General features: G+C 63.1%; 27 protein-coding genes and 1 pseudogene. 16 read left to right on the top strand and 12 right to left on the bottom strand.

Annotated features, from left to right (window positions below; all coding sequences use genetic code 11):
* Nucleotides 1-251 precede the first annotated feature (251 nt).
* Nucleotides 252-827, bottom strand: a complete 576-nt coding sequence (locus ACIQ2A_RS06310) for a sugar O-acetyltransferase (protein WP_398477011.1) — start codon at nt 825-827, stop codon at nt 252-254.
* Nucleotides 824-1,795 (bottom strand): bifunctional riboflavin kinase/FAD synthetase, encoded by a 972-nt coding sequence (locus ACIQ2A_RS06305; RefSeq protein ID WP_398476946.1) that lies wholly within the window; start codon nt 1,793-1,795, stop codon nt 824-826. Before ACIQ2A_RS06305 ends, ACIQ2A_RS06310 begins: the two co-directional genes overlap by 4 nt.
* A 240-nt stretch (nt 1,796-2,035) precedes the next feature.
* Between ACIQ2A_RS06305 and ACIQ2A_RS06300 the strand changes: the two genes are divergently transcribed.
* The gene (locus tag ACIQ2A_RS06300) at nt 2,036-2,431 is read left to right on the top strand and encodes a response regulator (protein WP_398467578.1); all 396 of its coding nucleotides are present in this window, start codon (nt 2,036-2,038) and stop codon (nt 2,429-2,431) included.
* A 194-nt stretch (nt 2,432-2,625) separates the two neighbouring features.
* Here ACIQ2A_RS06300 and ACIQ2A_RS06295 read toward each other — a convergent pair whose 3' ends face one another.
* From ACIQ2A_RS06295 to ACIQ2A_RS06280, 4 genes are all read right to left on the bottom strand, one after another.
* Entirely contained in the window at nt 2,626-3,480 is an 855-nt protein-coding gene (locus ACIQ2A_RS06295) for a TIGR01459 family HAD-type hydrolase (protein WP_398476944.1), read from the bottom strand.
* A 15-nt stretch (nt 3,481-3,495) separates the two neighbouring features.
* Complete coding sequence (locus ACIQ2A_RS06290; protein ID WP_398476942.1) at nt 3,496-4,953, bottom strand: EAL domain-containing protein; 1,458 nt, start codon at nt 4,951-4,953, stop codon at nt 3,496-3,498.
* Nucleotides 4,954-5,093: 140 nt separating this feature from the next.
* Nucleotides 5,094-6,182, bottom strand: a complete 1,089-nt coding sequence (locus ACIQ2A_RS06285; RefSeq protein WP_398476940.1) for a YihY/virulence factor BrkB family protein — start codon at nt 6,180-6,182, stop codon at nt 5,094-5,096.
* On the bottom strand, nt 6,182-6,775 hold the full coding sequence (locus ACIQ2A_RS06280; RefSeq protein ID WP_398476938.1) for a phage holin family protein: 594 nt from the start codon (nt 6,773-6,775) through the stop codon (nt 6,182-6,184). The genes ACIQ2A_RS06285 and ACIQ2A_RS06280 overlap by 1 nt, the downstream gene beginning before the upstream one ends.
* Before the next feature lie 148 nt (nt 6,776-6,923).
* Between ACIQ2A_RS06280 and hisS the strand changes: the two genes are divergently transcribed.
* Nucleotides 6,924-8,438 carry a histidine--tRNA ligase gene (hisS, locus tag ACIQ2A_RS06275; RefSeq protein WP_398476936.1) on the top strand — a complete coding sequence of 505 codons (1,515 nt, stop codon included), beginning with the start codon at nt 6,924-6,926 and terminating at the stop codon, nt 8,436-8,438.
* Nucleotides 8,439-8,584: 146 nt separating this feature from the next.
* A complete protein-coding gene (locus ACIQ2A_RS06270) occupies nt 8,585-8,800 on the top strand; it encodes a tautomerase family protein (RefSeq protein WP_233024874.1) in 216 nt (71 codons plus the stop codon).
* A gap of 173 nt (nt 8,801-8,973) precedes the next feature.
* Here ACIQ2A_RS06270 and ACIQ2A_RS06265 read toward each other — a convergent pair whose 3' ends face one another.
* The 3 genes from ACIQ2A_RS06265 to ACIQ2A_RS06255 all read right to left on the bottom strand — a co-directional run bounded on the left by ACIQ2A_RS06265 (nt 8,974) and on the right by ACIQ2A_RS06255 (nt 11,013).
* On the bottom strand, nt 8,974-9,765 hold the full coding sequence (locus ACIQ2A_RS06265; RefSeq protein WP_398476933.1) for an acyl-CoA thioesterase: 792 nt from the start codon (nt 9,763-9,765) through the stop codon (nt 8,974-8,976).
* Nucleotides 9,766-9,983: 218 nt separating this feature from the next.
* Complete coding sequence (locus ACIQ2A_RS06260; protein WP_398476931.1) at nt 9,984-10,508, bottom strand: DUF3617 domain-containing protein; 525 nt, start codon at nt 10,506-10,508, stop codon at nt 9,984-9,986.
* 202 nt (nt 10,509-10,710) lie between these two features.
* Entirely contained in the window at nt 10,711-11,013 is a 303-nt protein-coding gene (locus ACIQ2A_RS06255) for a hypothetical protein (RefSeq protein WP_398476928.1), read from the bottom strand.
* 170 nt (nt 11,014-11,183) lie between these two features.
* Here ACIQ2A_RS06255 and ACIQ2A_RS06250 point away from each other — a divergent pair, with 170 nt between their 5' ends.
* From ACIQ2A_RS06250 to ACIQ2A_RS06235, 4 genes are all read left to right on the top strand, one after another.
* A complete protein-coding gene (locus tag ACIQ2A_RS06250) occupies nt 11,184-11,648 on the top strand; it encodes a hypothetical protein (protein ID WP_398476926.1) in 465 nt (154 codons plus the stop codon).
* 116 nt (nt 11,649-11,764) lie between these two features.
* Nucleotides 11,765-12,451, top strand: coding sequence for a ribonuclease T (locus ACIQ2A_RS06245; protein ID WP_398476924.1), 687 nt, complete (start codon nt 11,765-11,767; stop codon nt 12,449-12,451).
* Nucleotides 12,452-12,601: 150 nt separating this feature from the next.
* Complete coding sequence (locus ACIQ2A_RS06240; RefSeq protein WP_398477009.1) at nt 12,602-13,462, top strand: 23S rRNA (adenine(2030)-N(6))-methyltransferase RlmJ; 861 nt, start codon at nt 12,602-12,604, stop codon at nt 13,460-13,462.
* Nucleotides 13,463-13,709: 247 nt separating this feature from the next.
* Nucleotides 13,710-13,925 (top strand): cold-shock protein, encoded by a 216-nt coding sequence (locus tag ACIQ2A_RS06235; protein ID WP_398476922.1) that lies wholly within the window; start codon nt 13,710-13,712, stop codon nt 13,923-13,925.
* Between the two features lie 220 nt (nt 13,926-14,145).
* On the opposite strand, the gene ACIQ2A_RS06230 is transcribed toward ACIQ2A_RS06235, so the two are convergent.
* Complete coding sequence (locus ACIQ2A_RS06230; protein WP_398476920.1) at nt 14,146-14,775, bottom strand: outer membrane protein; 630 nt, start codon at nt 14,773-14,775, stop codon at nt 14,146-14,148.
* A gap of 405 nt (nt 14,776-15,180) precedes the next feature.
* Here ACIQ2A_RS06230 and uvrC point away from each other — a divergent pair.
* The 6 genes and pseudogenes from uvrC to ACIQ2A_RS06200 form a co-directional block, all read left to right on the top strand.
* Nucleotides 15,181-17,127: pseudogene (gene uvrC, locus ACIQ2A_RS06225) on the top strand (excinuclease ABC subunit UvrC); the annotation flags it as partial.
* Nucleotides 17,128-17,237: 110 nt separating this feature from the next.
* Nucleotides 17,238-17,849, top strand: a complete 612-nt coding sequence (gene pgsA, locus ACIQ2A_RS06220; protein WP_398476918.1) for a CDP-diacylglycerol--glycerol-3-phosphate 3-phosphatidyltransferase — start codon at nt 17,238-17,240, stop codon at nt 17,847-17,849.
* Nucleotides 17,846-18,097 carry a molybdopterin converting factor subunit 1 gene (gene moaD / locus ACIQ2A_RS06215; protein ID WP_398476916.1) on the top strand — a complete coding sequence of 84 codons (252 nt, stop codon included), beginning with the start codon at nt 17,846-17,848 and terminating at the stop codon, nt 18,095-18,097. Before pgsA ends, moaD begins: the two co-directional genes overlap by 4 nt.
* 13 nt (nt 18,098-18,110) lie before the next feature.
* Entirely contained in the window at nt 18,111-18,572 is a 462-nt protein-coding gene (locus ACIQ2A_RS06210) for a molybdenum cofactor biosynthesis protein MoaE (RefSeq protein ID WP_398476914.1), read from the top strand.
* Nucleotides 18,572-19,621: a 50S ribosomal protein L3 N(5)-glutamine methyltransferase gene (gene prmB / locus ACIQ2A_RS06205; RefSeq protein WP_398476912.1), complete on the top strand. Its 1,050-nt coding sequence runs from the start codon at nt 18,572-18,574 to the stop codon at nt 19,619-19,621. The genes ACIQ2A_RS06210 and prmB overlap by 1 nt, the downstream gene beginning before the upstream one ends.
* A 168-nt stretch (nt 19,622-19,789) precedes the next feature.
* Entirely contained in the window at nt 19,790-21,187 is a 1,398-nt protein-coding gene (locus tag ACIQ2A_RS06200) for an MATE family efflux transporter (protein WP_398476910.1), read from the top strand.
* Between the two features lie 160 nt (nt 21,188-21,347).
* Here the strand turns inward: ACIQ2A_RS06200 and ACIQ2A_RS06195 are convergent, their stop codons facing one another.
* A complete protein-coding gene (locus tag ACIQ2A_RS06195) occupies nt 21,348-22,460 on the bottom strand; it encodes a branched-chain amino acid aminotransferase (RefSeq protein WP_398476907.1) in 1,113 nt (370 codons plus the stop codon).
* 241 nt (nt 22,461-22,701) lie between these two features.
* Here ACIQ2A_RS06195 and ACIQ2A_RS06190 point away from each other — a divergent pair, with 241 nt between their 5' ends.
* The 3 genes from ACIQ2A_RS06190 to ACIQ2A_RS06180 are packed head-to-tail and all read left to right on the top strand — an operon-like array spanning nt 22,702 to nt 25,347.
* Complete coding sequence (locus ACIQ2A_RS06190; protein WP_398476905.1) at nt 22,702-23,238, top strand: MarR family winged helix-turn-helix transcriptional regulator; 537 nt, start codon at nt 22,702-22,704, stop codon at nt 23,236-23,238.
* Complete coding sequence (locus ACIQ2A_RS06185; protein WP_398476903.1) at nt 23,235-23,957, top strand: response regulator; 723 nt, start codon at nt 23,235-23,237, stop codon at nt 23,955-23,957. The genes ACIQ2A_RS06190 and ACIQ2A_RS06185 overlap by 4 nt, the downstream gene beginning before the upstream one ends.
* Nucleotide 23,958: 1 nt before the next feature.
* On the top strand, nt 23,959-25,347 hold the full coding sequence (locus tag ACIQ2A_RS06180; protein WP_398476901.1) for an ATP-binding protein: 1,389 nt from the start codon (nt 23,959-23,961) through the stop codon (nt 25,345-25,347).
* Nucleotides 25,348-25,488: 141 nt separating this feature from the next.
* Here ACIQ2A_RS06180 and proC read toward each other — a convergent pair whose 3' ends face one another.
* Nucleotides 25,489-26,316: a pyrroline-5-carboxylate reductase gene (gene proC / locus ACIQ2A_RS06175; protein WP_398476899.1), complete on the bottom strand. Its 828-nt coding sequence runs from the start codon at nt 26,314-26,316 to the stop codon at nt 25,489-25,491.
* Between the last annotated feature and the right edge of the window lie 58 nt (nt 26,317-26,374).

The following is a 26,374-nucleotide window of genomic DNA, read 5'->3' as shown; positions in this document are numbered from 1 at the left end:
AAACAGGTCAGTCCCGGTCTTGCGCCGAGCAAAGCTCAGGCGGAAGCCGGGCCGATAATGCTTATGATGGGGCGCCGTGCAGACATCGGCCATTCCATAGCAGGGGGAACAGGGATCGCAAAGGGGCGTCTCGGAACTCGCTTACCGTAGCCGTCACCCTGAGGTGCCGGCGCGAAGCGGAGGCCTCGAAGGGCGGCGGCGGGCACTCCCGAGCCTGTGTCCATCCTTCGAGGCTCGCAAGGGCTCGCACCTCAGGATGAGGCCGGAGATTTAGGCGGCAAAGTTTTGGCCGGATTACCCACCACGGTGGCTCCCTCTGGAACATCCCGGGTCACGACCGCCCCGGCACCAATCAGTGCCCCATCGCCGATCGTCACTCCCGGCAGGATGATCGCCCCACCGCCGATCCAGACATCGGCTCCGATGTGCACCGGCCGGCCGAATTCCAGCATCGTCCGCCTTGTGGCGGCGTCGCGCGGGTGATCCGCCGCCAGGATCTGGACGCCCGGCCCGATCTGGGTGCGGTCGCCGATGGTCACGCTCATGATATCGAGAATGACGCAGTTGAAATTCATGAACACGCCGTCGCCGACGCTGATATTGTAGCCGTAATCGATAAAGAATGGCGGCCGGATCGCGACGTCCTTGCCGACTTGCTTGAACTGCTCGACCAGCAGCGCGTGCCGCTCGGCATTGGTCGCATTCATGGTCGCATTGTAGCGCGCCATCCAGGCCTTGGCGGCGGCCTCGTCCGCGGCGATTTCGGCATTGCCGGCGGGATTGTAGAGTTCGCCGGCAAGCATCTTCTGTTTTTCGGTTTTGGTCAGGTCACGTCTCCCAGCTTCGGAAACGCATCCGGCGCAGCTGCCAAGGCAGCGCGCGCGTTCGCGCTGTCATTGTTCATCTGAACAATCAGCGCGTCGACTCCGTCGAATTTAAGTTCATCCCTGATGAAGGCGATGAACGCGACATCGAGCGTCTGCCCATACAGATCGCCTTTGAAGTCGAACAGGAACACTTCCAGCAGCGGCGCGCCGTTGTCGAAAGTCGGGCGGCGACCGAATGACGCCACGCCGTCAAAGCGCTCGCTGCCGCGGCCGACGCGCACGGCATAGATCCCGTGGCGAAGCCCACAATTGGCCGGCAGGCGGATATTGGCGGTGGGATAGCCGAGGTCGCGGCCGAGCTTCTTGCCGTGGATCACTTCGCCGGTGATGAACCACGGTCCCTGCAACATCTCGGTTGCCTCAGCGATCTGGCCCTCGGCAAGCGCCATGCGGATGGCGGTGGACGACACCGGCCGTTCGTCGATGTCCACATGGGGCTGGATATCGACCTCGATGCCCAAACGCGGCATCTCGGTGGCGAGCAGGCTCGGGGAACCAGTGCGGCCCTTGCCGAAATGGAAATCGTAGCCGACCGCGATGCCGCTGATACCGAGGCGCGCAATGAGATCTTGGTGAATGAAATCATGCGCCGTGGTACCGGCACGGCCCTTGTCAAATGTCATCACCACGGCTCCGGCAAGGCCGGTTCCGGCTAGCAGCCGTAGCTTCGCAGCCTCGTCCGACAGCCGGAATTGCGGCGTGTTCGGGCTGAAAAACAGCCGCGGATGCGGCTCAAAGGTTACCGCCAGCGCGCGGGTCTTGTGCAGTTCCGCCATGCGGAGCGCCGCACCGATCACGGCGCGGTGGCCAAGATGCACGCCGTCGAAATTACCCATCGCCACCACGCATCCCCTCGGGATGTCGCTCGCGGAGGTGGTGTCGCGGATCACGGTAAAGCCAGACGTCATGATTGGATTCGTTGATGGTTTTCGATGCGTGCCGGACCGTGACGCGGCGATGGCAGGGGAGTCAAGCCAGAGGCAAGCTCCGCCGCGTATCGGTATTCCATTCGAATTTGACGGATTTACCGCCGCCTCCCGGTTAACGGGAAATTTAACCGATGCTGCTAAATCTCAACCCGGATCGGTTTGCCGTTCGGCGAACATCATTTTTTGCAATGCGCGTATCGTGCCTGAGGGGGACTGAAGATGGCGGTTGATTTGTCGATGTCGGTGCTGGTGGTGGATGATTACAACACCATGATCCGCATCATTCGCAATCTTCTGAAGCAGCTTGGCTTCGAACATATCGACGACGCCAGCGACGGGTCGATGGCGCTCGAGAAGATGCGCCAGAAGAAGTATGGCCTCGTGATCTCTGACTGGAACATGGAGCCGATGACCGGCTACGACCTGCTCAAGGAAGTCCGTGCCGACCCCAACCTGTCGCAGACCCCGTTCATCATGATCACGGCGGAATCGAAAACCGAAAACGTGATCGCCGCCAAGAAGGCCGGCGTGAACAACTACATCGTCAAGCCGTTCAACGCGGCGACGCTGAAGACCAAGATCGAAGCCGTGTTCCCGGACGCCGTGCCGGCGTAAGAACCGGTTTCAGTCGAGAGAGTTTTGCGATGCCCGGCCGATGTGCCGGGCACTTTGCGTTTAAAGAGCTAGATCCGCTTGTCATCCCCGCGAAAGCGGGGATCCAGTACACGCAGGCCTTTCAAAAGAAACGCTGACGTTCGTGTTTACTGGATCGCCCGGTCAAGCCGGGCGATGACAAAATGAGCCTTTGATCACCACTTCAACTCCCGCATCAGCGCCTTCGGCGGATGCCCGAACAGCTCTTTCACCTCGGCCGCATTCATCTGCTCCACGCCGTCAAAATCCCCGGCATGGATGCCGCGGGTGACGAACAGCAGGTCGATGCCGTAGCCATGCGCGCCGGCGAGGTCCGTGCGCACGCTGTCGCCGATCGCCAGCACGCGGCCGAGCTCCGTGTCCTTGCCGCGGCTCGCCTTGGCCAGCGCCATCGCCCGGTCATAGATCGGCCGGTGCGGCTTGCCGTAGAAGATCACCTCGCCGCCCATCTCGCGATAGAGCTCGGCCACGGCACCGGCGCAGTAGATCAGCCGGTCGCCGCGCTCGACGATGATGTCCGGATTGGCGCACACCATGGTGAGCTTTTTCGACAGCGCCTGCTGCATCATGTCGCGGTAGTCTTCGGCGGTTTCGGTCTCGTCGTCGAACAGGCCGCTGCAGACGATGTAGTCGCTCTCCGTGAGCGGCACGAGCTTCACATCCAGGCCGCGATGGATCGACGAGTCGCGATCGGGGCCGATCAGGTGCATGGCCTGGCCCGGCCGGTCGGCGACGAAGTTGCGGGTCAGGTCGCCGGACGAGACGATGGCGTCATAGCAGTCGTCGGGCACGCCCAGCTTGCGCAGCTGCCGCTGCACCGAATCCGCCGGGCGCGGCGCATTGGTGATCAGCACAACGGTGCCGCCCTGGCCGCGGAACGTATGCAGCGCTGCGCAGGCATCCGGGAACGACTCCAGCCCGTTGTGGACGACGCCCCAGATGTCGCTGAGAACGACATCAACCTGGCCGGTGAGGTCGCGCAGACGCTCGGCGAAACGCAAAGTGGTCATGGATGAAGGTGCCGATCAGTTCGGACCGGTGGCGCGGCGGGCCAAGGCAGCGAGGCCGCCATTGCGCGGCGGTTCGCCCCGTGGGGCGGCGCTGGCTGGCCGTGCCGGGCTTACGGTTCCCGTGGGAGCCTTGGCAGGCGAAGTTGCCGCGGCTCCGTTAGCAGCCGGGGTTTCCGGGCGCAACGGTCGCGGGGCTGCGAACAGGAAGCCCTGGCCGAAGCGGACGTCGAAATCGAGCAGGTCCACCACGGCGCGCTCGCCCTCGATGCGGTCGGCGATGAGGTCGATGCCGAAGCGGCCGAGCAGATCGGAGAGATCGCCGGCATGGATATCGGACAGCGAGGCCTGTTTCGGATCCAGCAGCAGCGCCGCCGGCACCTTGATGAAGCGGACGCCGCGCTCGGCCAGTTCGCGCGGCTCGATGCGCAGGTCGGTCACATGATCGATGGAGAAGCGGTAGCCGCGCTGGGACAAAGCGGCGAGGTGCTCGCTTTCCACCGCGCCGAGATGGCGGAACGTGCTGTGCTTGAATTCGAGGATGAAGGAGGGCGCCAGCGCGCGATTGGCATCGAGGAAATCGATGAACTGCGCGAAGGCCACCGGGTCCGTCAATGTGGACTTGGCCACATTGCAGAATACGCCGACATCCTTGTTGCGCACCATCAGGCGGCGCAGCACCTGCATGCTGCGCAGGAGCACGCTGTGGTCGATCTCCTGCATCAGGCCGGCGGCTTCCGCGGGGCCGATGAAATCGTCGGCGACGATGATCAGGTCCTGCTCGTCGCGCAGCCGCGAAATGGCCTCGTAGAAGCGCACCTTGCGCTGCGGCAGCGTCACCACGGGCTGCAGATAGATGTCGATACGGTTCTCGTTGATGGCGCGGCGGATGGTGTTCGCGAACTGGATGTCGTCCTGCGATGGCGAGGTCACGGCCGGCTTGGCCGCAGGCGTCACTGTATCTTCGGCAACCTCGACCGCGAGCGGCATGGGGGGCGGCGTATTGATCACCTTCACCGGCGGATTCGGTGGCGCGATGGCTGTCGGCATCGGTTCTGGTGCCGGCGGGATCGCGGTCAGCATGTCTTCATGGGTGGCGACCGAATGGGCGAGCTGCCGCATCATCGAGCCGAGTTCGCCGATCTCGCCCATCACCCCCTGGATGCGGTCCTGATGGGCCGTATTCGACGTGTTCAGCTTGGCTTCGAGCGCGGCAAGACGGCGGCCATATTCGGCGACCTGGCGGGCGAGGTCGGTGGTGCCGCGGGAGAGGTCGGAGATCTGGCCCGAGGCCTCTGCGCGGTCTTTGATGCGCAGCGACACGGCATTGTAGAGGATCATGATGGTGAGCGCGGCGAGGCTGGCGATCGCCGCCTCCTGGCCGGAGACCTTCGCGACCATATGCAGCACGGCGCCGAGCGAAGCCGCGATCAGCACCATGCAGATGCCGACGAATATCGTAGAGATGCGAATCATGACGCGCGCGGCACCCTGGTCCAAATGTCCTTGTGCGGCAGGCGCGCTCGATGGCCGCCGCTAAATATTGGACCAGCTTACCATTATTGCTGATTCGGACACGAGGCCCCGCCGCCATGCCGCGGGTGCTTTTGCACCGCTTAAGTGCTGGCCCGGCCCAGCGTATCCGCCATGGTGGCGCCGCGGGCACCCATCGGGCGGCCGGGGCCGACGGTGGTGTCGGTGGCGGTCTGATGCTCGATCTCGGCATTCAGCTCCGCCCCGCACAGCACGATGATGGCCGACATCCACATCCACATCATCAAACCAATGGCCGCGCCGAGCGAGCCGTAGGTGGCGTCGTAATTGCCGAAACTGGACAGGTACCAGGACAGCAGCAGCGAGCCGGCGAGCCACAGCACGGCGGCGGCGATGGTGCCGGTGCCCAGCCATTCCCACCGCGCGCCGGGCCGGCTGGGCCCGAACCGGTAGAGCAGGCCGAGGGCAAGGATCACCACCAGCAATAGCAGCGGCCAGCGTGCCAGGCTCACCAGCAGCTTGCTGTCCTGCGCGAGGCCGATGCTGTCCATCGCCAGCGGGAAAGCGACCACGGCGCTGACCATCAGCAGCAGGGCTGCGATGCCGCCGGCGGTGAAGGCGAGCGACAGCGCATTCAGCTTGATGAAACTGCGTTTTTCGCGCTCGTCATAGACGACGTTGAGCGCATCGATGACAGCCTTTACCCCGGCATTGGCGCTCCACAGCGCCAGCGCGATACCGAGCAGGAAGGTGAAACCGAGGCTGGCCGGCCCCTTGGCCAATACGCGCGCGATCTGGTCCTGCACGATCTGGAACGAGCCGGCGGGCAGCACCATGGCCAGGGTCTGCAGGTTGTCCGAAATGGTCGAGGTGTCGGCGAACAGGCCATAGCAGGAGACCAGCGCGGTGATGGCGGGGAAGACGGCCAGCAGGCCGTAGAACACGACGCCTGCGGCGATGGCGAGCAGGCGGTCCTCGTTGATCTGCTCATAGGTACGCCGCAGGATGTCTGTCCAGCCGGCGCGGGGGATTTCGAGGGGGGTGGTGGAATCCCGGCCGCGACCGGGTTGCGCGAGCTCGACAGGAGCGGGCGGCGGTTGGCGATCGCGGCGCGATCGTCGTGGCGCCGTCAGGCTCTGCACAGCCAGCACCGTGGCCGTGGTGGCGGCGACCAGCCACAGGCTTTCGGCATCGATCCGGCGACGGCGCATCAGTTCTCTGCTTTGGCCTGCTTGCGCGGCGGGGTGATGTCCTTGGCGAGCTGGTGACGGCGGGTCAGCGCCCAGCCTGCCAGTGTCGCGGCCAGAAGGAGCCCTGCCTTGACCGGGCCATTACCGCCGGCCGTGGCCACGCGTGAGCGCGGCTGGGTGCTCGGCTTGAATTCGGCAGGCTGGTTCGCCCGCTGCGCAGGTGACCCAGATGACCGTGCGGGGGTCGCATGGACGGCCACGCGCAGCCGGCTGCCCAGCGTGGGAAACTGCCGCGCCGGCTTTTTCAGCCGGGCGGCGGCTAATCCGGCGAAGATCGCAGCGAGCAGGAGCAACAATCCTCCCGTGACGCCAAAGGCCGGAAACAGCCCGTATTTGATCTCCACCCAGCGAAACAGCGCGGCAGCGCCCACCAGCAGCGTGGCGATCAGGAAAATCCCGGCCGCCGCATAGAGCCCGGCCGCGGTGGCATAGGACACGGCCATGCTCGTGCCCTGTTCGCTCCGGTCGCGCAGATAGGACGATGTCGCGCGTTTGACCTGATCGAGCTTGAGCGTCAGGCCGGTACGGGCAAGCGCGCTGACGAGCGGTGACATGGGGATGGCCTCGTTGCTGGCCCGGCCGATGCAGCCGGTATCCAAAAAGGAACTAGGACCAAAAAGGATGGTTCCGCCGCCTGCATGGCTGCCAATGCGGTGCATGCCGGTTCTTGCCGGTTCCTGCCCGCGCTGGTACCACCCGCGCATGCGAGACACTTCTGAAAAATCGGCCAAACCCAAAAAACCGCAAAAACTCCGCGCGCGCCTGCCGCGTGGCCTTGGCGACCGTGGCCCGGCAGACATCGCCGCCACGCGCCGCATGACCGACACCATCCGCGAGGTCTATGAGCGCTACGGCTTCGAGCCGGTCGAGACGCCGACCATGGAATTCACCGACGCGCTCGGCAAATTCCTGCCCGATCAGGACCGGCCGAATGAGGGCGTGTTCTCGTTCCAGGACGATGACGAGCAGTGGATCTCGCTGCGCTACGATCTGACGGCGCCGCTCGCGCGCTATGTCGCCGAGCACTGGGACGCGCTGCCAAAACCGTATCGCAGCTACCGCGCGGGTTACGTCTATCGCAACGAGAAGCCGGGTCCCGGTCGCTTCCGTCAGTTCATGCAGTTCGACGCCGATACGGTGGGCTCCGGCTCGCCGGCAGCCGATGCCGAGATGTGCATGATGGCCGCCGACACGATGGAAGCTTTGGGCATTCCACGCGGCTCTTACGTGGTGCGCGTGAACAATCGCAAAGTGCTCGACGGCGTGATGGAGAGCATCGGTCTTGGCGGTGACGATCAGGCCGGCCGTCGTCTTACGGTGCTGCGCGCCATCGACAAGATGGACAAGTTTCCCGTCGACGAGATCAAGAAGCTGCTCGGCCCCGGTCGTTGGGATGGCGGTGAGGAAGGCAAGGGCGACTTTACGAAGGGCGCCGGGCTTTCAGCAGACGATTCCGAAACGGTGCTGCGCAGTCTCGACGCGACGAGTGCGCCGACCGCAAAGCTCGATAGCTCCGAAGCCTACAAGCAGGGCCGGGCTGAACTCGACGAGATCGCGAAGCTGATCACCGCAGCCGGCTATGGCGAAGATCGCATCAAGATCGATCCCTCGGTTGTACGCGGTCTCGAATATTATACCGGCCCCGTCTACGAAGTTGAGCTCACGCTCGAGACCAAGGACGAGAAAGGGCGCCCGGTGCGCTTCGGCTCGGTCGGTGGCGGTGGTCGCTATGATGGCCTCGTCTCGCGCTTCCGCGGCGAGCCGGTGCCGGCGACAGGCTTCTCCATCGGCGTCTCGCGCCTGCAGGCCGCGCTGACACTGCTCGGCAAGATCGACACCAGGCAGCAGCCCGGTCCCGTTGTCGTCACCGTGTTCGGCGGCGAGATCGCGGATTATCAGGCGATGGTCGCAAAACTGCGCAATGCCGGCATCCGCGCCGAGCTGTATCTCGGCAATCCCAAGCATGCGCTTGGTCAGCAGATGAAATATGCCGACAAGCGCAACTCACCGCTCGCGATCATCCAGGGTTCGGATGAGCGCGCCGCGGGCAAGCTGCAGATCAAGGACCTGATCGCCGGCGCCGGTCTCACCGAGATCAAGGATCGCGAGGAATATCTTGCGAAACAGGCCGAGGCGCAGATCGAGATCGCGGAAACGGATCTGGTCAGCGCCGTTCAGATGCTGCTTGCCAAGCACGGCGTGAGCTGGAGCGCGTAGGGAGGATGAGGCGACTTGTCCGCCATAGCTCGAAGAGCGACGGCGGAAGCCGTCATCCGCCGGCCGAGCTTGTGGGACGAAGGGCGGCGGATTACGCTTCACTCATCCGCCCTACGATGAGCGTGAAATGAAAAAGGGAGACACCAATGCCTGAGATCACCGTGAGCATGGCCGCCGGCCGCACCGACGAGCAGAAGAAGGGCATGATGCTCGACATCACCCAGGCGCTGGTGAAGAATCTCGGCGTCGCCGCCGATGCCGTCACCATCCAGATCAACGAAGCGCCGCTGCATCACAAGATGAAGGGCGGCAAGACGTTTGTGGAACGCGCCGCAGAAGCTGCAGCAGCGGCGAAGAAGTAGTTTTGGTCGTTGCGCTCTTGTGTGAGCGCCCGCATTCATCTCGAAATGTCATCCCTGCGAAAGCAGGGATCCAGTAGACACCAGCGTCTCGGCTTGAAGCGCTGGTGCTGGTGTTTACTGGATCGCCCGGTCAAGCCGGGCGACGACAGGTTGAGTGTCGTCGCTCGCCCCCATCACCCGAACACAGCGACATTCTGCCGGCTCGCCATGATCGGCGTGCCGCTGCGATTCCACAGCGTCATCGCCTGGCTCGAATAGCCACTCGCGATCTGCTCGGCCACGTTGTGGATCAGCCACCAGCCATCGTCAGTCGCGATTTCGTCCGTCAGCATGTCGATCGCCCAGGTCATGGTGGAGATCGGCGACGGCGTTTTTGATCGCGCGGAGGCGGCCGGTGGTGGCGCATCGGCGAGCGCCAGCAATGCCACCAGCGATGGCGCGATGCCCGCCTCCTTGTGGCGCAGCCAGAGCGACATCTGCGGATCGTCGCTGCCGCTGAAGGGCGGCGAGCCCGAGACGAAACGCCCATCGATATGCTGCGCGAAGCTCAGGCTGGCCGGCGCGTTGCGGAAGAAGTTCGGGCAGGTGTCGGGATCCTTCAGCTCCGGCGTGCCAATGGCCACATGCCTGAATGCGGACTCGCGCGCGGCGCCAAAACAGAACATCGCGCGCGTCGCGAGGCCGGCTTCACCAATGAGATCGACGCTCGCGAACAAGGTCGATTTGCCCCGACGCAACACGCTGGCCTTGAGCTGCAATGCGCCCGCGGCCGGGCCGATAAATGCAATCTGCGCCGAGCGCAGCGGCGGCACAGCACCGAATTCATTGACTGCGGCCTGCATGCAGAGCGCAGAAGCGAGTCCGCCATAAACGGTGCGGCCCTGCAGCCAGTCGTCGCTGACGCTGACGGTCCAGCCGTCGCCGGCGCGCGCCATGCCGGCCATCAATGCGGTAAATTCAGTCATGCGTCGTTTCCCCGACCGTTCCTTGTTGGATGATTGCCATCATCTATAGCGGGGAATGCGGGGAGGGGGAATATGGCAGAGGTCGTAGGGCGGATGAGCGAAGCGTCATCCGCCGTTCTTCGCCACATACAGTCGGCCGGCGGATGACGGCTTCCGCCGTCGCTCTTCGAGCTATGGCGGACAAGTCGCCTCATCCGCCCTACAAATCCGCAAGCCGCTTACTTCGGCTGCCCCGCGCGCATCTTCTGCATGTCCGAAATGTTCATCTTCATGCCGCCGGGCATCACGATATCGCCGGGCTTCTGGTCGGCCTTGCAGGCGCTGATCCATTTGGCCTGGATCGTGGTCACCATGTCCGGCGGCAGGTTGCCGCCGGTGGATTTGGCGGTGGTCTTCACCGTATAGGCAGAATTGAAATCACCGGTGGCGTCGATATGGCTGGTCACGGTGGCGTCGCCGATCGTGCAGACGCTGTCGCCGATATAGCTGTTGCCGGACTTCGTCATCTCCTGCCTGGAGCATTTCGCCGCGTCCGACGACATCCTGTTTATCTGCCGATCGACCGTCTCATCGGTGCATTGCTGCATCACCATCGGCGGTGTCACGGTCTTCGACACGCCGGTGATCTGCGTGGTCAATTCCCACAAGCCCGCTTTGCGGATCGGCATTTGAACGCTGTCGGCGAATGCCGGCGCGGTGCTGCACAAGAGGGTGAGAGCGATCAGGCTTGCGCGCTGAGTCATGGGATGCCTCCGATATCCTGTTGCGATGACGCATGGGACCGGCTTTACGGCATCCGATTATGTCTTTTGTGTTATCGCGCGTTTGTACGCGTTGTACTTGCAGGACTTATAGGATGGGTTGAGCGTCAGCGATACCCATCACCGCAAGCGTCTGGCAGCGATGGGTATCGCTTCGCTCAACCCATCCTACAGCCGCGGAGTTTTAATACTTCACGCTGAGCGGACGCTCGTTTGCGCCATAGGGCACCCAGCGGCAGGAGAACGAGACGTAGCCGCCATATTCGTTCTGCGCGCCGAGGAATTTCACAACCTTGCCGTAACGCGCACAGTGGTCGATGGCGAGCGCACGAATGTCGGTCTGGTTGATCAGCGAGGTGGAGATGATGCCGCCGGTGTCGTTGCCCTTGAAGGAAGGCACCCATTGGGCCGAAGCACTGCTAACGGCCGCGCCGCTCATCGCTGCAGTCACGCCCATCGCCCAAATCGCCAGCCGAATCGTCCGCATCACCGTCTCCTTATTCTCGAAGCGGCACCTTAGAGCCCCAAGGCGACGGTGGAAAGAACGCGCGGCATGATCTGACGGAGTTGTGCGCAGGGTGTTGCCGCGGTGCACTTGACCCCGCACGGCCTTCGCGGCACGGTCCCGGAACCTTTTATCCAGCCGGCGGATTCCCCATGCGCACCCTCAACTCGATCCTGAAGAAAGCTGCTTTCGCCGCTGTCGCCGGCATGGCGTTGTTCAGCGCCGCGCCGAGCGCGCAGGCTGCCAACCTGCTCGAGATGAATTTCGGCCTGTTCGGACCGAATTACGAAGGCAAGGTCGGCTCCTGCGAATCCGCACTGTGGAAGATCACCTACCAGTTCAAGGACAAGGAAGCGGATTTCTGGAATTCCTCGCTGCAATTCACCGGCTTCAGCCATGTGCGCGAGACCGCCTTCCGTCCGTGGGCCTCCGATAACATTCCGCGTCGTTTCTGCAGCGCCGATGCCACCTTCACCGATGGCAAGCAGCGCCAGGTGCATTATTCGATCATCGAGGACGGCGGCTTTGCCGGCTATGGCGATGGCGTCGAATGGTGTGTCACCGGCCTCGATCGCGACTGGGCCTATAACCCGAAGTGCCGCGCGGCGAAGTTCTGAGATTTCGTATTTGGCCCGGATGGCGCGGCCGTCCGGGCTATTTCTTTCGCACTATTGTTCTTGAATTGTTCTTGAGGCCTGACTAGGCTCGCGCCAGTACAGGGGTGGGGCGCGTCATGGTTCAGGCATTTCGGTCGGTCGTTTCGCTCGGCATTTTTCTGCTGATCGCACTGGTGGGCAGCAACGCGTCGGCGCAAGATCGGCGGCAAAATGCCCCCGGCGAATTCGACTTCTATGTCCTGTCGCTGTCCTGGTCGCCGTCCTTTTGCGAAGCGGCGCAGGAGCGCGGGAATTCCGGTCGCAATCAGCAGATGCAGTGCGGCGGGCGGCCCTATGCTTTCGTGGTGCATGGCCTCTGGCCGCAATATGACCGCGGCTTCCCGAACTATTGCGAGCGCCCGGCGCCGAGGTTGCCGCGCAATATCATGACCTCGATGCTGGACCTGATGCCGGCGCCGGGCCTGATCTTCAACGAATGGGACAAGCACGGCACCTGTTCCGGCCTCGGCCCACGCGCCTATTTTGAAACCACGCGCAAGGCGCGTGCGGGCGTGAAAATCCCGGATGAGTTCATCGACCTGCAACAGGCCAAGACCATCGCGCCCGAGGCGGTGGAAGAGGCCTTCATCAAGGTCAATCCCGGCCTCAGCCATTCCGCCATCGCCATCACTTGCGAGCGCAATCGCCTGCAGGAGGTGAGGATCTGCATGAGCAAGGATCTCCAGTTCCGCGCCTGCGAGGAAACCGACCGCCGCGCCTGCCGCCGCGACAAGGTGGTGATGCCGCCGGTCAGGGGCGGGTAGGTCTTTTCCTGTCGTTGCCCGGCTTGACCGGGCAACCCAGTAAACACCGGCAGAAGTGCTTGAGCCGCGCATTCGGTGTCTACTGGATCCCCCGCCTTCGCGGGGGATGACAAGTTGAGGGTTGGCGTGACATGGCGTACTCCATCTCCCATGAATTATCGCCACGCCTTCCATGCCGGCAATTTTGCCGACGTCATCAAGCATCTCGTGCTGGTCCGCATCCTGACCCATTTGCAGGAGAAGGCGACGCCGTTCCGGATCATCGACACCCATGCGGGCGCCGGCCGCTATGACCTCACCGGCGATGAGGCGACGCGCACGGTCGAATGGAGCACCGGCATCGCCCGCATGATGCAGTCGAGCTTCTCCGAGGCGGCCGAGAAACTGATTGCGCCCTATCTGGACATCGTCCGCTCCTTCAATCCCGACAGCGATCTCACCACCTATCCCGGCTCGCCGCTGATCGCCCGCGCCTTGATGCGCCCGCAGGATCGGATGGTGTGCTGCGAACTGGAGCCAACCGCGCGCAAGCAGCTCATCTCGGCGCTGCGCCATGACGAGCAGGCGCGCGTGGTCGATATCGATGGCTGGGTCGGCCTGCCCGCTTACGTGCCGCCGAATGAGCGCCGCGGCCTGGTGCTGATCGATCCGCCGTTCGAGGCGAAGGACGAGTTTTCGCGGTTGGCGACGGTGTTTGCGCAGGCTTATGCGAAATGGGCGACCGGCATTTACATGCTGTGGTATCCCGCCAAGAGTCGCCGCGGCACCGACGATCTCGCGCGCAGCGTTGCCGCGACCATTGCGTCATCGGCAACACCGGGCAAATGCCTCCGCCTCGAATTCAGTATCGCGCCGCAAACCGCCGATGGCCCGCTGACCTCCACCGGATTGCTGATCGTCAATCCGCCGTGGAAACTACAGGACGAGCTGCGGGTGATCCTGCCGCAGCTGGAAAGGCCGCTCGGCGTCGGCGGCGTGGCGCGCTTCCGGCTCGAAAACGTCAAGGCCTAGCAGCGTCCTCAACTACCCAAACGACAACTCTCAGGCCGCGTTTCCAAAAACGGTAGTCACCTCAATGGAACCGTACTAAGCTGGTTGCATGACTGGCTTTACGTTCCGCTTCCGCGAATGGTTGCGGCGGAGTGACGTGGCCCAAAAGACCATAATAAGAAACGGCCAAGTTTTCTGAGGGGTGAATGTCCGGTCGGTCGCGGTGCAAGTGCACCGCGGCGGAGCAATGCGGGGAGGGAGTTTCCCGATGGGCATGAGTGGTACGGTCAAGTTCTTCAATGGCGAGCGCGGCTATGGCTTCATCAAGCCGGATGATGGTGGACGCGATGTGTTCGTCCACATCACCGCCGTCGAGCGCGCGGGATTGAAGGATCTGACTGAGGGACAGCGGATCACATTCGAGGTCGAACCCGACAAGAAGGGCAAGGGCCCGAAAGCGGTCGATCTGGTGATTACAGGGTGAGGCGCGCAGCGCGTAGGATGGGTTGAGCGTAGGCGCGCAGCGCCGGAGCGACAACCCATCGGCGGAGACAGCCACATCGTAAGGCAGATGGGTTTTCGCTTCGCTCAACCCATCCTACGGTCGCGTGACGGCAAGAAAAATCCCGGCCGCAGAGCGGCCGGGAGTAGGTCGTCATGGTTTCTTCTAACTTGGAGCTTGCGCTCTGATCCGTGCGTTCGGATCAGAAGTGATAGTTCACGCCGATGCGGACGGTGCCGAAGGACAGAGCATTGTCCGTGGGCAGGGTACCGGTGAGCGTGTAGGTGTTCTTGGACAGATCGACATAGAGATATTCGATCTTGGCGGTCCAGTTCTGATAGATGCCGACTTCGGCGCCGACACCGGCGGTCCAGCCGACCGAGGTCTGCGACTGCTGCAGGCCGTTGGCTTCTGCCTCCAGGCTGCCGAATGCGAGACCAGCGGTGCCGTACAGCAGCACATTGTTGAAAGCATAACCGAGGCGGCCGCGCACGGTGCCGAACCACGGATTGGAGAATTTGTAGGTCGCGAAACGGTCATCGGCGCCGGTGGCAGAAATGTCGCCTTCGAGACCGAACACGATCGCGCCGCTCTGCATGTTGTAACCGGCGGTCGCGCCACCGACGATGCCCTTCGGCTTGGTCGGGCTGTTGGAGACGCTGCCCCATTCATAGCCAAGGGTGGCACCCAGATACGGGCCAGCCCAGCTATAGGCGTTCAGCGGCTGCTGCACGGTATACGGCGCGCGCGACCGGTAAGGCAGGTCCGCCGCTTGTGCCGCCGTCGTGCCAGCCACCATGACCGCGACTGCCGCGAACGCAAACTTGCTCATCTCAACTCTCCAACACGCGTTACTGCCGTACCCCAGCGGTGCGCTGCACAAAGGCTTAGGGTTACGAAATTCCATCATTTATCGAGACGATTTATCGAGAGTTTTAGATTAAGCGGGTCTTAACGCGTGTGGCCGGCGCTGTATTGGCGTTAAAAAAGTCTTACTTGGGGCAATCTGCGTGGTCGCAAGACTGCCGCAAGTCTGCCCCCGTGCTGCCGCACCAAATGCCGCCGGATGCTGGCAGCAGGCCGCCGTAACGCTTAGATTGGCGGCATGATTCAAGACCCCACCGATCCCCTGACGGCGCCGGATGAGGCGGTGACCGAGCCCGGTTCCGCGCCTGCCGACAGGCTGCAGGTCCAGTCCGGCCTGCAGGCGCCGCCGGATGTGGAAGCCGATCCGGCAGAGGATGAGGACGAGGCAGCACTTCCCGACGAAGCCGAGGAAATCGCTGAAGAAATCGTCGAAGGCACGCTGGCTGTCGGCCGCGCGGCCATCGAGCAGGCGGTGCGCCTGGCGCCGACTTCGCCGGGCGTCTACCGCATGCTCAATGCGGCCCATGACGTGCTTTACGTGGGCAAGGCCAAGAACGTCAAAAAGCGCCTGTCGTCCTATGCGCGCCCGACCGGTCAGGTGATGCGCATCGCGCGGATGATTGCCGCGACGTCGGTGGTGGAGATCATTTCGACCGCGACGGAAACCGAGGCGCTGCTGCTCGAAGCAAACCTCATCAAGCAGCTTCGTCCGCGCTTCAATGTGCAGCTCCGCGACGACAAGTCGTTCCCTTATATCCTGATCACCGGAGATCACTGGGCGCCACAGATCGTCAAGCATCGTGGCGCGCAGTCGCGGCCCGGCCGCTATTTTGGTCCGTTCGCCTCGGTCGGCGCGGTGAACCGCACCATCACCGCCTTGCAGCGCGCGTTCCTCGTGCGCTCATGCACGGACTCGTTTTTCGAGAGCCGCACGCGGCCGTGCCTGCTCTACCAAATCCGCCGCTGCTCTGGCCCTTGCACCAATGAAGTCGATTTCCCCGGCTATACCGAGCTGGTGCGCGAGGCGACGGACTTCCTGTCCGGCAAGAGCCGCGCGGTGAAGAAGCTGCTCGCCGACGAGATGGAGAAGGCGTCGGAGGACCTCGCCTTCGAGACCGCGGCGCTCTATCGCGACCGTCTCGCCGCGCTTTCGGCCATCCAGTCACAGCAGGGCATCAATCCGCGCACGGTGGAAGAGGCGGATGTGTTCGCCATCCATCAGGAGGGCGGCTATTCCTGCGTGGAAGTGTTCTTCTTCCGCACCGGCCAGAACTGGGGCAATCGCGCCTATTTCCCGAAGGCCGAAAAGTCCTTCACGGCGGAGGAAGTACTCGGCTCATTCCTGGCGCAGTTCTATGAGGACAAGCCGCCGCCGAAAATGGTGCTGCTGTCCCATGTCATCGAGGAAAGCGATCTGCTCGCCAGCGCGCTCAGCGTCAAGGCCGGGTTCAAGGTCGAGGTGATCACGCCGCAGCGCGGCGAGAAGAAGGAGCTGATCGTCCATGCGCAGACCAATGCGCGCGAAGCGCTCGGCCGCAAGCTCGCCGATACCGCGACGCAGACGCGCCTGCTCGAAGGACTGGTGACGTCGCTTCAACTACCGAAAGTGCCGCAGCGTATCGAGGTCTACGACAACAGCCACATCCAGGGCACCAATGCCGTGGGCGCAATGATCGTCGCCGGGCCGGATGGTTTCATCAAGAATCAGTATCGCAAGTTCAACATCAAGTCGGCCGAGACCACGCCGGGCGATGACTTCGCGATGATGAAGGAGGTGCTGCAGCGCCGGTTCAAGCGCCTGCTCACGCCGCCCGCGGAAGGCGAGGCGCCGAAGCGCAAGGATGACGATGTGCCGCTGTGGCCCGACCTTGTCATCATCGACGGTGGCCGCGGCCAGCTCAATGCGGTCAAGGAAATTTTCGACGAGCTGAAGCTGACAGATGTCACTTTGATGTCAGTGGCCAAGGGGCCGGATCGCAATGCCGGCCGTGAGACGCTGTTTTTGCCCGGCCGCGAGGCCATCAAGCTGGAGCCGCGCGATCCCGTCCTTTATTTCATCCAGCGGCTGCGCGACGAGGCGCACCGTTTCGTGATCGGTTCGCACCGCACCCTGCGCAAGAAGGACATCAGAGAGGCCGGCCTGCAGGAAATTCCGGGCATCGGCCCGACCCGCAAACGGGCGCTGCTTCATCATTTCGGCACGCTGAAAGAGATCGAGCGGGCGTCCGTCGGCGATCTCGGCAAGGTTCCGGGCATTTCGACCGAGAATGCGCGCAAGATTTTCGACTTTTTCCACCCCCAGCCGGGCGCCCGATAAGCATGGCGCTCTCCAGGACGTGGCATCTCGTACGCCCTGTTTTGAGGTAAACTCGCCTGCACCGCTTCGCACCGGTTGACCTTCGGGCACCGGCAGTATTGGTAAGACGCATGACAGTGACCACACGACGGGCCGCGACCAAGGCGATGACCCTGCCGAACATCCTGACCTATTCCCGGATTGCCGCCGTCCCGGTGGTGGTCGGCTGTATCTATTGGCAGTCGTCGATGGATGGGCCGCTCTGGCTGCGCTGGGTAGCTGTCGCCATTTTCATTGCGGCTGCAATCACCGATTTCCTCGATGGCTATTATGCCCGGATCTGGAATCAGCAGTCGTCCTTTGGCCGCATGCTGGATCCGATTGCCGACAAGCTGCTGGTGGCATCCTGCCTCTTGATGCTGGCCTCCGACGCCACCATCAATCGCTGGACGCTATGGGCGGCCATTGTGATCCTGTGTCGCGAGATTCTCGTCTCGGGTCTGCGCGAATATCTCGCAGGCCTGCGCGTCAGCGTCCCCGTGACGCAGCTAGCGAAATGGAAAACCGCGGCACAGCTTGTGGCGATCGGCTTCCTGCTCGCCGGCGAGGCGGGCGATGTGCTGTTCGGCTATGTGACCTTTACGGGCATCGTGCTGCTGTGGATCTCGGCGATCGTCACGCTCTATACCGGATATGACTATTTCCGCGCCGGCGTCCGCCACCTCTTCGAGGAGGATGCATGAAGCTGATGTATTTCGCCTGGGTCCGCGAGCGGATCGGCAAGGCCGAAGAAGTGATCGAGCCGCCGGCCACGGTAAGCACGGTCGGCGATCTGATCGCCTGGCTGTCGTCGCGCGGCGAGGAATATGCCCATGCCTTCGAGACGCCGAAGGTGATCCGTGCGGCGATCGACCATACCCATGTGCAGCCGGGCACGGCGATCGCCGGCGCGCGCGAGATTGCGTTCTTTCCGCCGATGACCGGCGGCTGATGCCGATGTCGTCATGACCGACAACGTCACCATCCGCATCCAGACCGCCGATTTCGACGTCAACAGCGAGATCGCTTCACTTACGGCCAGCCGCACCGATATCGGCGCGGTCGTGACGTTCAGCGGCATCTGCCGCGGCGGCGGCAGCGATGCGACAACGGCGCTGACGCTGGAACATTATCCGGGCATGGCCGAAGCCGAGATTGGCCGCCATGCGGCGGAGGCGATGACGCGCTGGCCGCTGACAGGCGTCACCGTCATCCATCGCACCGGTCGCATCCTGCCGGGCGAAAATATCATGGTGGTGCTGACCGCTTCGGCGCATCGCCAGGCGGCGTTTCAGGCCGCTGAGTTTCTGATGGACTACCTCAAGGCGCATGCTCCGTTCTGGAAGCGCGAGGAAACCGCCGGTGGCAGCGACTGGGTCGCTGCGAAAACCGACGATGACGACGCTGCGGCGCGCTGGGACAAATGATGGCTAGGAAGACTGTGAAGACCGTTGCGAAGAAGGCGAGCAAAACGCCTGCGAAGAAGACGACGGCAAAGGCCAAGACGAACGCCAAGGCTTCGGTGAAGAAGCTCGCTGCCGCAACGTTGCCAAAGATCGGCGCAAGCGAGCTGGTGACGCTGCTGGATTATGTGCGCTACGCCACCAGCCGCTTCATCGAGGCTAAGCTGGCTTTCGCGCATGGCACCACCGATCCCGTGTCGGAAGCAGCCTTCATCGTGTGCGAACTACTGCATCTGCATCCCGACCAGTTCGAGAGCTTTGCCATGGCGCGGGTGACCGTCGCCGAGGGCAAAAAGATCCTCGACGTGATCCATCGCCGCGTGACGACGCGGAAGCCGGCAGCTTACCTCGTCAACAAGATCTATATGCGCGGCCTGCCGTTCTATGTGGATGAGCGAACCATCGTGCCACGCTCTTTCATCGGCGAATTGCTCGATACGCATTTTGCCGGCGATGACGGCGAAGGCGCTTCGCTGATCGACGATCCCATGGAGGTCGAGAGCGTGCTCGATCTCTGCACCGGCTCTGGCTGCATCGCGATTCTGGCTGCGCAGTCATTCCCGAATGCCCAGGTCGATGCCGTCGATCTGTCGCCTGCAGCGCTCGCCGTCGCGATGCGCAATGTCATCGATTACGGGCTCGATGAGCGTCTGACGCTCTACAAGGGCGATCTGTTCGAGCCACTTGGCGACACGACCTATGACCTGATCATCACCAACCCGCCTTATGTCGATGCGCAGGGTATGGCCGATCTACCGGATGAGTGTCTGGCCGAGCCGTCGATGGCCTTCGATGGCGGCTTCGATGGTTTGGATATCGTGAGAAAAATCATCGATCAGGCCGGCAATCATCTCAATCCGCATGGCGGCTTGCTGTGCGAGGTCGGCCGCGGGCGCGACAATGTCGACGCAGCGTTTCCGGATCTGCCGCTGATCTGGCTGGATACCGAAGACTCCGAAGGCGAGGTGTTCTGGATTTCTGCTGCTGCACTGCAGGGACGGGGCGGGGTCTAACATCGCGCTTGCGGCGCCCCTCACCCGCCGCGAAGACGCGGCGACCTCTCCCCGGTGGGGAGAGGTGAAAGCGACGGCGCTTCTTCTTACCTCTCCCCACCGGGGAGAGGTCGGATCGCTTTTTTGCGATCCGGGCGAGGGGGCTCTTCATTCAAGGTTTTTACAGCCATGCTGCCCGCCGAGCAGAACACATCAACACGTCACCTCTGGCTCGCCGAACTCCGCGCCACGCTTGCGCTTGGTTGGCCGCTGGTGCTGACCAATCTTGCGCAGATCGCGTTGACCACCATCGACGTGATCGTGCTCGGCCGCGTCAGCGCGGACGCCCTTGCAGCATCCGCGCTTGGCGTGAACGTCTATTTCGCGATCCTGATTTTCGCGATCGGCATTGTCACTGCGACCTCGCCGATGATGGCCGAAGCGATCGGACGCAAACTGCATGCGGTGCGCGATGTGCGCCGCACATTCCGGCAGGGCCTATGGTCTGCCGTGATCATCTCGATCCCGGCCTGGATCGTGTTGTGGCACACCGAGGATATTCTGCTGCTGTTCGGCCAGCAGGCGCAGGCGGCTGCCGATGCGCAGAGCTTCATGCGCATGCTGCAATGGGGTTTTCTGCCGGCGCTCGGCTTCATCGTGCTGCGCTCCTTCGTGGCCGCTGTGCAGCGGCCGCTATGGGCGCTGCTGGTGACAGCGGTCGCGATCCTGTTCAATGCCGCGGCAAATTGGGTGCTGGTGTTCGGTCATCTCGGCTTTCCCGCAATGGGACTGGCAGGCTCGGGGCTTGCGACCACGCTGTCGAACACGTTCCTGTTCGTCATCTTCGTCGCGGTGGTGCTGTGGCATCCGAAGTTTCGGCGCTATCGCCTGTTCGGCAATTTTTGGCGCGTCGACTGGCCGCGCCTTGCAAAATTGTGGCAGATCGGCCTGCCCATCGGCGCCACGCTCGCTTTCGAGATCACCGTGTTCAACGCTGCGGTGTTCCTGATGGGACAGTTCGGAACGGCAGCAATTGCAGCGCATGCGATTGCGATTCAGATCGCGTCGATCTCCTTCATGGTGCCCATGGGATTAAGCCAGGCGGCCACCGTGCGTGTCGGCCTTGCCAGGGGCGCTGCCGATCGCGATGGCATCACGCGCGCTGGCTGGACGGCTTTCGTGCTGGCGGTCGGCTTCATGGCCTCGATGAGTTTGCTGCTGCTGGCGGTGCCGCGTGTGCTGATCGGCGCCTTTATCGATCTTGGCAATCCCGCCAATGCCGTCGTCATCGACACGGCGATGTCGTTCCTGTTTTGCGCGGCGGTGTTCCAGATCGCCGATGGCGCGCAGTCGGTGGGCGCCGGCATGCTGCGTGGCTTGCAGGATACGCGCGTGCCGATGATCATCGCCGGATTGGGCTATTGGGGCTTTGGCATGGGGTTGAGCTTGTTGTTCGCGTTCAAGCTCGGTTTTGGTGGCGTGGGGATCTGGATCGGGCTTGCGGCGGGGTTGGCAGTGGTCGCGCCGGTGATGCTATGGCGCTGGACACAGCGGGAGCGACTGGGGCTGGTGCCGAAGGGGCTCTGACTGTCATCTCCGCGAAAGCGGGGATCCAGTAAACACCTGCGTCACGGTTCTAGAACTGCTGCCAGTGTCTACTGGGGCACCCGGTCAAGCCGGGTGACGACAAGTGATTGGCAGGAGCGAGCCCATTAAAAAAGCCGCAGCTGCCAGCTGCGGCTTTTTTTTAGAACACCTTGCGGATCCAGTTTTGCGGATCCGGCGCGCGACCGTACTGGATATCCACCAGCTGCTTGCGAAGACCCATGGCGACCTTGCCGGCTTCGCCGCCATTGATCAGGAATTCACCCGACGTGGTGCGCACCTTGCCGATCGGCGAGATCACTGCGGCCGTGCCGCAGGCAAAGGCTTCCTTGAGCTTGCCGCTGGTCGCATCGGCGCGCCACTGCTCGAGCGAATACAGCTCTTCACGCACGGTCACGCCGGCGGCCTTCGCGAGCGCGATGATGGAGTCGCGCGTGATGCCGGGCAGGATGGTGCCGAGCGGCGGCGTCGAGAGCGAGCCATCGTCGAACACGAAGAACACATTCATGCCGCCGAGCTCTTCGATATATTTGCGCTCGACCGCATCGAGGAATACGACCTGATCGCAGCCGTGATCCATGGCCTCAGCCTGCGCACGCAGGCTGGCCGCATAATTGCCGCCGCATTTCACGGCGCCGGTGCCGCCGACCGCTGCGCGGGTGTAGTTCTCCGAGGCATAGATCGAGACCGGGGCCGGGCCGCCCTTGAAGTACGAACCAACCGGCGAGGCAATAACGCCGAAGATGTATTCCGACGATGGCTTCACGCCGAGGAACGTCTCGTTCGCGATCATGAACGGGCGCAGATAGAGGCTGCCTTCACCGCCGGGGATCCAGGCGCGGTCGATGCGGACAAGCTGCTCGACGGCTTCGATGAAGACCGGCTCCGGCAGCGGCGCCATCGCCATGCGGGTGGCTGAATTCCAGAAGCGCTTGGCGTTCGCATCGGGGCGGAACAGGTTCACGCCGCCGTCTTCGCGGACATAGGCCTTCAGGCCCTCGAAGATTTCCTGGGCGTAGTGCAGGACGGCCGCAGCCGGATCGAGCTGGAAGTTCGAACGCGCCTCGATGCGTGCGCTGTGCCAGCCCTTGTCCTGGCTGTAGCGCACCGTTGCCATGTGATCGGTGAATACACGGCCGAAGCCGGGGTCCTTGAGCTTGGCCACGCGCTCCGCCTCGGGAACCGCGTGGTGGCTGTGGTGGATCTCGAAATCCAGCCAGATTGCGCCATCGACCTTGTCGAATGAAACGCCCATGGACCTTACTCCTGCTTGGCACCCGCCGTGCGTCGGCGACCGCGTGTGCTGTTCTACGTCGTGTCCGGATCGGCCGCAAAAGCTGATTTCGCCGGCCGGCCGGTTACCCCATGCTGGGCTATGGCCGTCTGCGGAAGTCCGGTATGGTTCTCAAATCGGACCTATATGGCCCAGTCCGGCAAAGTTATAAAATTTCGTCGGGATGGCCAAGTTTGTAAGATTGAACCCAAGATATGTCAATATGGCTGACGTAAATTTCAATGCTGCCATGTCGCGGCCGGTGGAGGCGCCCGAGCGGGCGGCTGCTGCACCGCTGCGCTGGGACATTATCGAGCTGCTGTTCTTCGCCTATCGCGATTTCGTCGGCGATCCTGACCATGTGCTCGACCAGTTCGGCTTCGGCCGGGCGCATCACCGGGTCGTGCATTTCGTGCACCGCTATCCCGGGCTGAAAGTGGCGGACCTGCTCGATGTCCTGCGCATCACCAAACAGTCGCTCGGGCGGGTGCTGAAGCAATTGCTGGACGAAGGCTATATCGTGCAGAAGTCCGGCGAGGTGGATCGTCGGCAGCGGCTTCTTTTCGCCACCGCCAAAGGCGAAGCTCTGGTGGCGCAGATGGCGGGACTGCAAACTACGCGCATCGAACGTGCATTAAAGGATTTTTCGCCGGGCGACGTCGCAGCGATCAAGCGTTTTCTCGGCGGCATGATCGATCGCGACGATCCGGACAAGGTGCTGCAGGTGATCCTCGGCACGGATAACGGGACCAACAGATGATACTCGCCCAGGCCGCCAAGAAGATTCCGGTGCAGCCGGCGGATGATGCGCCGCATCTGCTGCTGGTGGATGACGATCGCCGCATCCGCGATCTCCTCTCGCGCTTCCTCGCCAGTGAAGGCTATCGCGTCACGACAGCGCCCAGCGCGAAGGAAGCGCGGGCAAAACTGCTCGGGCTGCATTTCGACCTGCTGATTCTTGATGTGATGATGCCCGGCGAGACCGGCTTCGATCTCGCGCGCTTCATCCGCACCTCGTCGCATGTGCCGATCGTGATGCTGACCGCGCGCACGGAGTCGAATGATCGCATCGAAGGCCTGCAGATCGGCGCCGACGACTATGTGTCGAAACCGTTCGAGCCGCGCGAGCTGGCTCTGCGCATCGCCAACATCCTGAAGCGCAGCGCGCCGGTGGTGGTCGAGCGCGCGGAGCAGCTGCAATTCGGGCCTTACATCTATCACCTCGCCCGCGGCGAGTTGCGGCAGGGCGAGGAGATCATCCATCTCACCGACCGCGAGCGCGACATGCTGCGGGTTCTTGCCGAGACGCCGGGCGAGACAGTGCCGCGCGGCGCACTGACCGGCGATGGCACGGTGAATGAGCGCGCGGTGGACGTGCAGATCAATCGCCTGCGTCGCAAGATCGAGGTCGATCCGGCCAATCCGCTGTTCCTGCAGGCCGTGCGCGGGATCGGCTATCGTCTGGTGGCGTCGCCATAGCATGAGCAGCTTCGACACTGGCATGACCGTGTTGCGCTCCGCCTCCGAGCGGATGGCGTCGGCCAATCGTGTGATGGGCCGGCGCTTCAATGAGCTGATGCCGAAGGGCCTCTATGCCCGTGCGCTGCTGATCATGATCGTACCGATGGTGATCCTGCAGTCGGTGGTGGCCTTCGTGTTCATGGAGCGCCACTGGAATACGGTGACGCGGCGACTGTCGGCTGTCGTAGTGCAGGACATTGCGGCGCTGATCGATGTCTACAAGACCTATCCGCAGGACAAGGATCGCACCCAGATCAAGGCGATCGCGCAGCAGCGCCTCGGTCTCGTGGTGGATTTCCTGCCGCTCGGCGACATGCCGCCGCCAGGGCCAAAGCCATTCTTCTCGCTGCTGGATCAGACGCTGTCGGTGCAGATCGGACGGCAGATCCCGCGGCCATTCTGGATCGATACGGTCGGCCGATCGAATCTTGTCGAGATCCGCATTCAGCTCGACGATGCCGTGATGCGCATCTTCGCGCAGCGCAGTGCCGCCTATGCGTCGAATTCCGAAATCTTCCTGTTCTGGATGGTTGGCACGTCATCGATCCTGCTGATCGTCGCCATCCTGTTCCTGCGCAATCAGATCCGGCCGATCCTGAAACTCGCCGATGCGGCCGAAAGCTTCGGCAAGGGCCGCGAGGTGCCGAACTTCCGGCCGCGTGGTGCGCGCGAGGTGCGGCGCGCGGCGAACTCCTTCATCGAGATGAAAGCGCGCATCGAACGCGCCATGGAGCAGCGCACGGCGATGCTCGCCGGTGTGTCGCACGATCTGCGCACGATCCTGACGCGCTTCAAGCTCGAACTGGCGCTGCTCGAAGACGGGCCGGAAGTGGAGGGTATGCGCAAGGACATCGACGAGATGCAGGCGATGCTCGAGGCCTATCTCGCCTTCGCGCGCGGCGACAGTGGCGAGCCGTCGCAGCCCACCGACATGTCCTCGGCGCTTGAAGAGCTGCGCAGCGACGCCGAGCGCAACGGCCACAAGGCGACGGTGACATTCCATGGCTTGCCGATCGTCACCGTGCGGCCGGCGGCGTTCAAGCGTTGTCTCGGCAATCTCGTCAACAATGCCGCACGCCATGCCCATGACATTGCCATCACCGGTCACCGCGATCATCGCTATCTGACAGTGACGGTGGATGATGACGGGCCGGGTATCCCGATGAACATGCGCGAAGAGGTGTTCAAGCCCTTCCTGCGGCTCGACGATGCGCGCAATCAGGACGAGGGCGGTACGGGGCTTGGCTTGGCCATCGCACGCGACATCGCGCGCTCCCATGGCGGGGATATCACGCTGGCGGATAGTCCGATGGGTGGGCTGAGAGCTGTGGTACGGGTGCCGGTGTAACTATTGGGTCGTCCCCGCGAAGGCGGGGACACCGGAGGCGTAGTCCAGGTTCGAGAAGAGCCAATCTGGCGTTGCCTTGATCTCAGACGTCCGTGTGTATGGGTCCCCGCCTTCGCGGGGACGACACGAAGTGTGTTGCGCTTACTTCGCGAGCTCTCGCGACCTCGCAGCTGCCGCTGCAATCGCCTTTGTCAGCAGTGGTTCGAAACCATCCTCTGCCATCAGCACACCAAGCGCGGCCGCCGTCGTGCCGCCCGGCGAGGTCACGTTCTTGCGCAGGGTTGCCGCATCGAGGTCGGACTGGCGCAGCAATTCGCCCGAGCCGGAGACCGTCTCGCGCGCGAGTTTCATCGCGAGCTCGGGCGGCAATCCGGCCGCGATGCCGGCGCGGGCCATTTCTTCCGCCAGCAGGAATACATAGGCCGGTCCGGAGCCGGACACGGCGGTCACCGCGTCGATCAGGCTTTCATCCTCGACCCATTCAACTGAGCCCGTAGCACGCAGCAGCGCGTCGGTGAGATCGCCCTGGCCCGACGTGACGTCGCTTGCCGCAACAGCGACAGTGATACCGCGCCCAATCGCAGCCGGGGTGTTCGGCATCGCGCGCACGATCTTGCCGCCGCAGGCCTTCGCGATGCCGGCGATGGTGGTGCCTGCCATGATCGAGACGACCAGCGAGTCGCCGACGATGGCACGTAGCGTCGGGCCAACTTCGGCGAACATCTGCGGCTTCACGGCGAGGATGAGGGCGGCGACCTTGCCGATCTCGTGAACGTCCGGGTTGAGACGCACGCCCTTGGCGGTTAGCGCCTTGATCTCATCCGAGAGATAGGGATCAAGCACGACGACACGCGTGGGATCCAGCCCGCCAGCGAGCCAGCCCATCAACATTGCGCCGCCCATCTTGCCTGCGCCGGCGAGGATGATGTGGCCGTCGAGGGAGTGGAGGGCGGATGAATTGGTCGTCATGGTTGAGTCCCGGCTGTCTTGGAGGCGCGGGACATTAGCATCGGGTGCCTTGGGCGCA

Source organism: Tardiphaga sp., from assembly GCF_044336785.1.
Classification (GTDB): domain Bacteria; phylum Pseudomonadota; class Alphaproteobacteria; order Rhizobiales; family Xanthobacteraceae; genus Tardiphaga.
Note: the sequence above shows the minus strand (reverse complement) of the source record. Positions and strands in the feature narration are given on the sequence as shown.

What these genes read in the sequence shown, in the direction of transcription:
- proC (WP_398476899.1), bottom strand. Translation starts at nt 26,316, where the DNA reads ATGACGACCAATTCATCCGCCCTCCACTCCCTCGACGGCCACATCATC.
- ACIQ2A_RS06210 (WP_398476914.1), top strand. Translation starts at nt 18,111, where the DNA reads ATGACCGACAACGTCACCATCCGCATCCAGACCGCCGATTTCGACGTC.
- ACIQ2A_RS06195 (WP_398476907.1), bottom strand. Translation starts at nt 22,460, where the DNA reads ATGGGCGTTTCATTCGACAAGGTCGATGGCGCAATCTGGCTGGATTTC.
- ACIQ2A_RS06185 (WP_398476903.1), top strand. Translation starts at nt 23,235, where the DNA reads ATGATACTCGCCCAGGCCGCCAAGAAGATTCCGGTGCAGCCGGCGGAT.
- ACIQ2A_RS06280 (WP_398476938.1), bottom strand. Translation starts at nt 6,775, where the DNA reads ATGTCACCGCTCGTCAGCGCGCTTGCCCGTACCGGCCTGACGCTCAAG.
- ACIQ2A_RS06240 (WP_398477009.1), top strand. Translation starts at nt 12,602, where the DNA reads ATGAATTATCGCCACGCCTTCCATGCCGGCAATTTTGCCGACGTCATC.
- ACIQ2A_RS06230 (WP_398476920.1), bottom strand. Translation starts at nt 14,775, where the DNA reads ATGAGCAAGTTTGCGTTCGCGGCAGTCGCGGTCATGGTGGCTGGCACG.
- ACIQ2A_RS06235 (WP_398476922.1), top strand. Translation starts at nt 13,710, where the DNA reads ATGGGCATGAGTGGTACGGTCAAGTTCTTCAATGGCGAGCGCGGCTAT.
- ACIQ2A_RS06290 (WP_398476942.1), bottom strand. Translation starts at nt 4,953, where the DNA reads ATGATTCGCATCTCTACGATATTCGTCGGCATCTGCATGGTGCTGATC.
- pgsA (WP_398476918.1), top strand. Translation starts at nt 17,238, where the DNA reads ATGACAGTGACCACACGACGGGCCGCGACCAAGGCGATGACCCTGCCG.
- ACIQ2A_RS06300 (WP_398467578.1), top strand. Translation starts at nt 2,036, where the DNA reads ATGGCGGTTGATTTGTCGATGTCGGTGCTGGTGGTGGATGATTACAAC.
- ACIQ2A_RS06245 (WP_398476924.1), top strand. Translation starts at nt 11,765, where the DNA reads ATGGTTCAGGCATTTCGGTCGGTCGTTTCGCTCGGCATTTTTCTGCTG.
- prmB (WP_398476912.1), top strand. Translation starts at nt 18,572, where the DNA reads ATGGCTAGGAAGACTGTGAAGACCGTTGCGAAGAAGGCGAGCAAAACG.
- ACIQ2A_RS06255 (WP_398476928.1), bottom strand. Translation starts at nt 11,013, where the DNA reads ATGCGGACGATTCGGCTGGCGATTTGGGCGATGGGCGTGACTGCAGCG.
- ACIQ2A_RS06190 (WP_398476905.1), top strand. Translation starts at nt 22,702, where the DNA reads ATGGCTGACGTAAATTTCAATGCTGCCATGTCGCGGCCGGTGGAGGCG.
- ACIQ2A_RS06285 (WP_398476940.1), bottom strand. Translation starts at nt 6,182, where the DNA reads ATGCGCCGTCGCCGGATCGATGCCGAAAGCCTGTGGCTGGTCGCCGCC.
- ACIQ2A_RS06295 (WP_398476944.1), bottom strand. Translation starts at nt 3,480, where the DNA reads ATGACCACTTTGCGTTTCGCCGAGCGTCTGCGCGACCTCACCGGCCAG.
- ACIQ2A_RS06200 (WP_398476910.1), top strand. Translation starts at nt 19,790, where the DNA reads ATGCTGCCCGCCGAGCAGAACACATCAACACGTCACCTCTGGCTCGCC.
- ACIQ2A_RS06270 (WP_233024874.1), top strand. Translation starts at nt 8,585, where the DNA reads ATGCCTGAGATCACCGTGAGCATGGCCGCCGGCCGCACCGACGAGCAG.
- hisS (WP_398476936.1), top strand. Translation starts at nt 6,924, where the DNA reads ATGCGAGACACTTCTGAAAAATCGGCCAAACCCAAAAAACCGCAAAAA.
- moaD (WP_398476916.1), top strand. Translation starts at nt 17,846, where the DNA reads ATGAAGCTGATGTATTTCGCCTGGGTCCGCGAGCGGATCGGCAAGGCC.
- ACIQ2A_RS06305 (WP_398476946.1), bottom strand. Translation starts at nt 1,795, where the DNA reads ATGACGTCTGGCTTTACCGTGATCCGCGACACCACCTCCGCGAGCGAC.
- ACIQ2A_RS06260 (WP_398476931.1), bottom strand. Translation starts at nt 10,508, where the DNA reads ATGACTCAGCGCGCAAGCCTGATCGCTCTCACCCTCTTGTGCAGCACC.
- ACIQ2A_RS06265 (WP_398476933.1), bottom strand. Translation starts at nt 9,765, where the DNA reads ATGACTGAATTTACCGCATTGATGGCCGGCATGGCGCGCGCCGGCGAC.
- ACIQ2A_RS06250 (WP_398476926.1), top strand. Translation starts at nt 11,184, where the DNA reads ATGCGCACCCTCAACTCGATCCTGAAGAAAGCTGCTTTCGCCGCTGTC.
- ACIQ2A_RS06180 (WP_398476901.1), top strand. Translation starts at nt 23,959, where the DNA reads ATGAGCAGCTTCGACACTGGCATGACCGTGTTGCGCTCCGCCTCCGAG.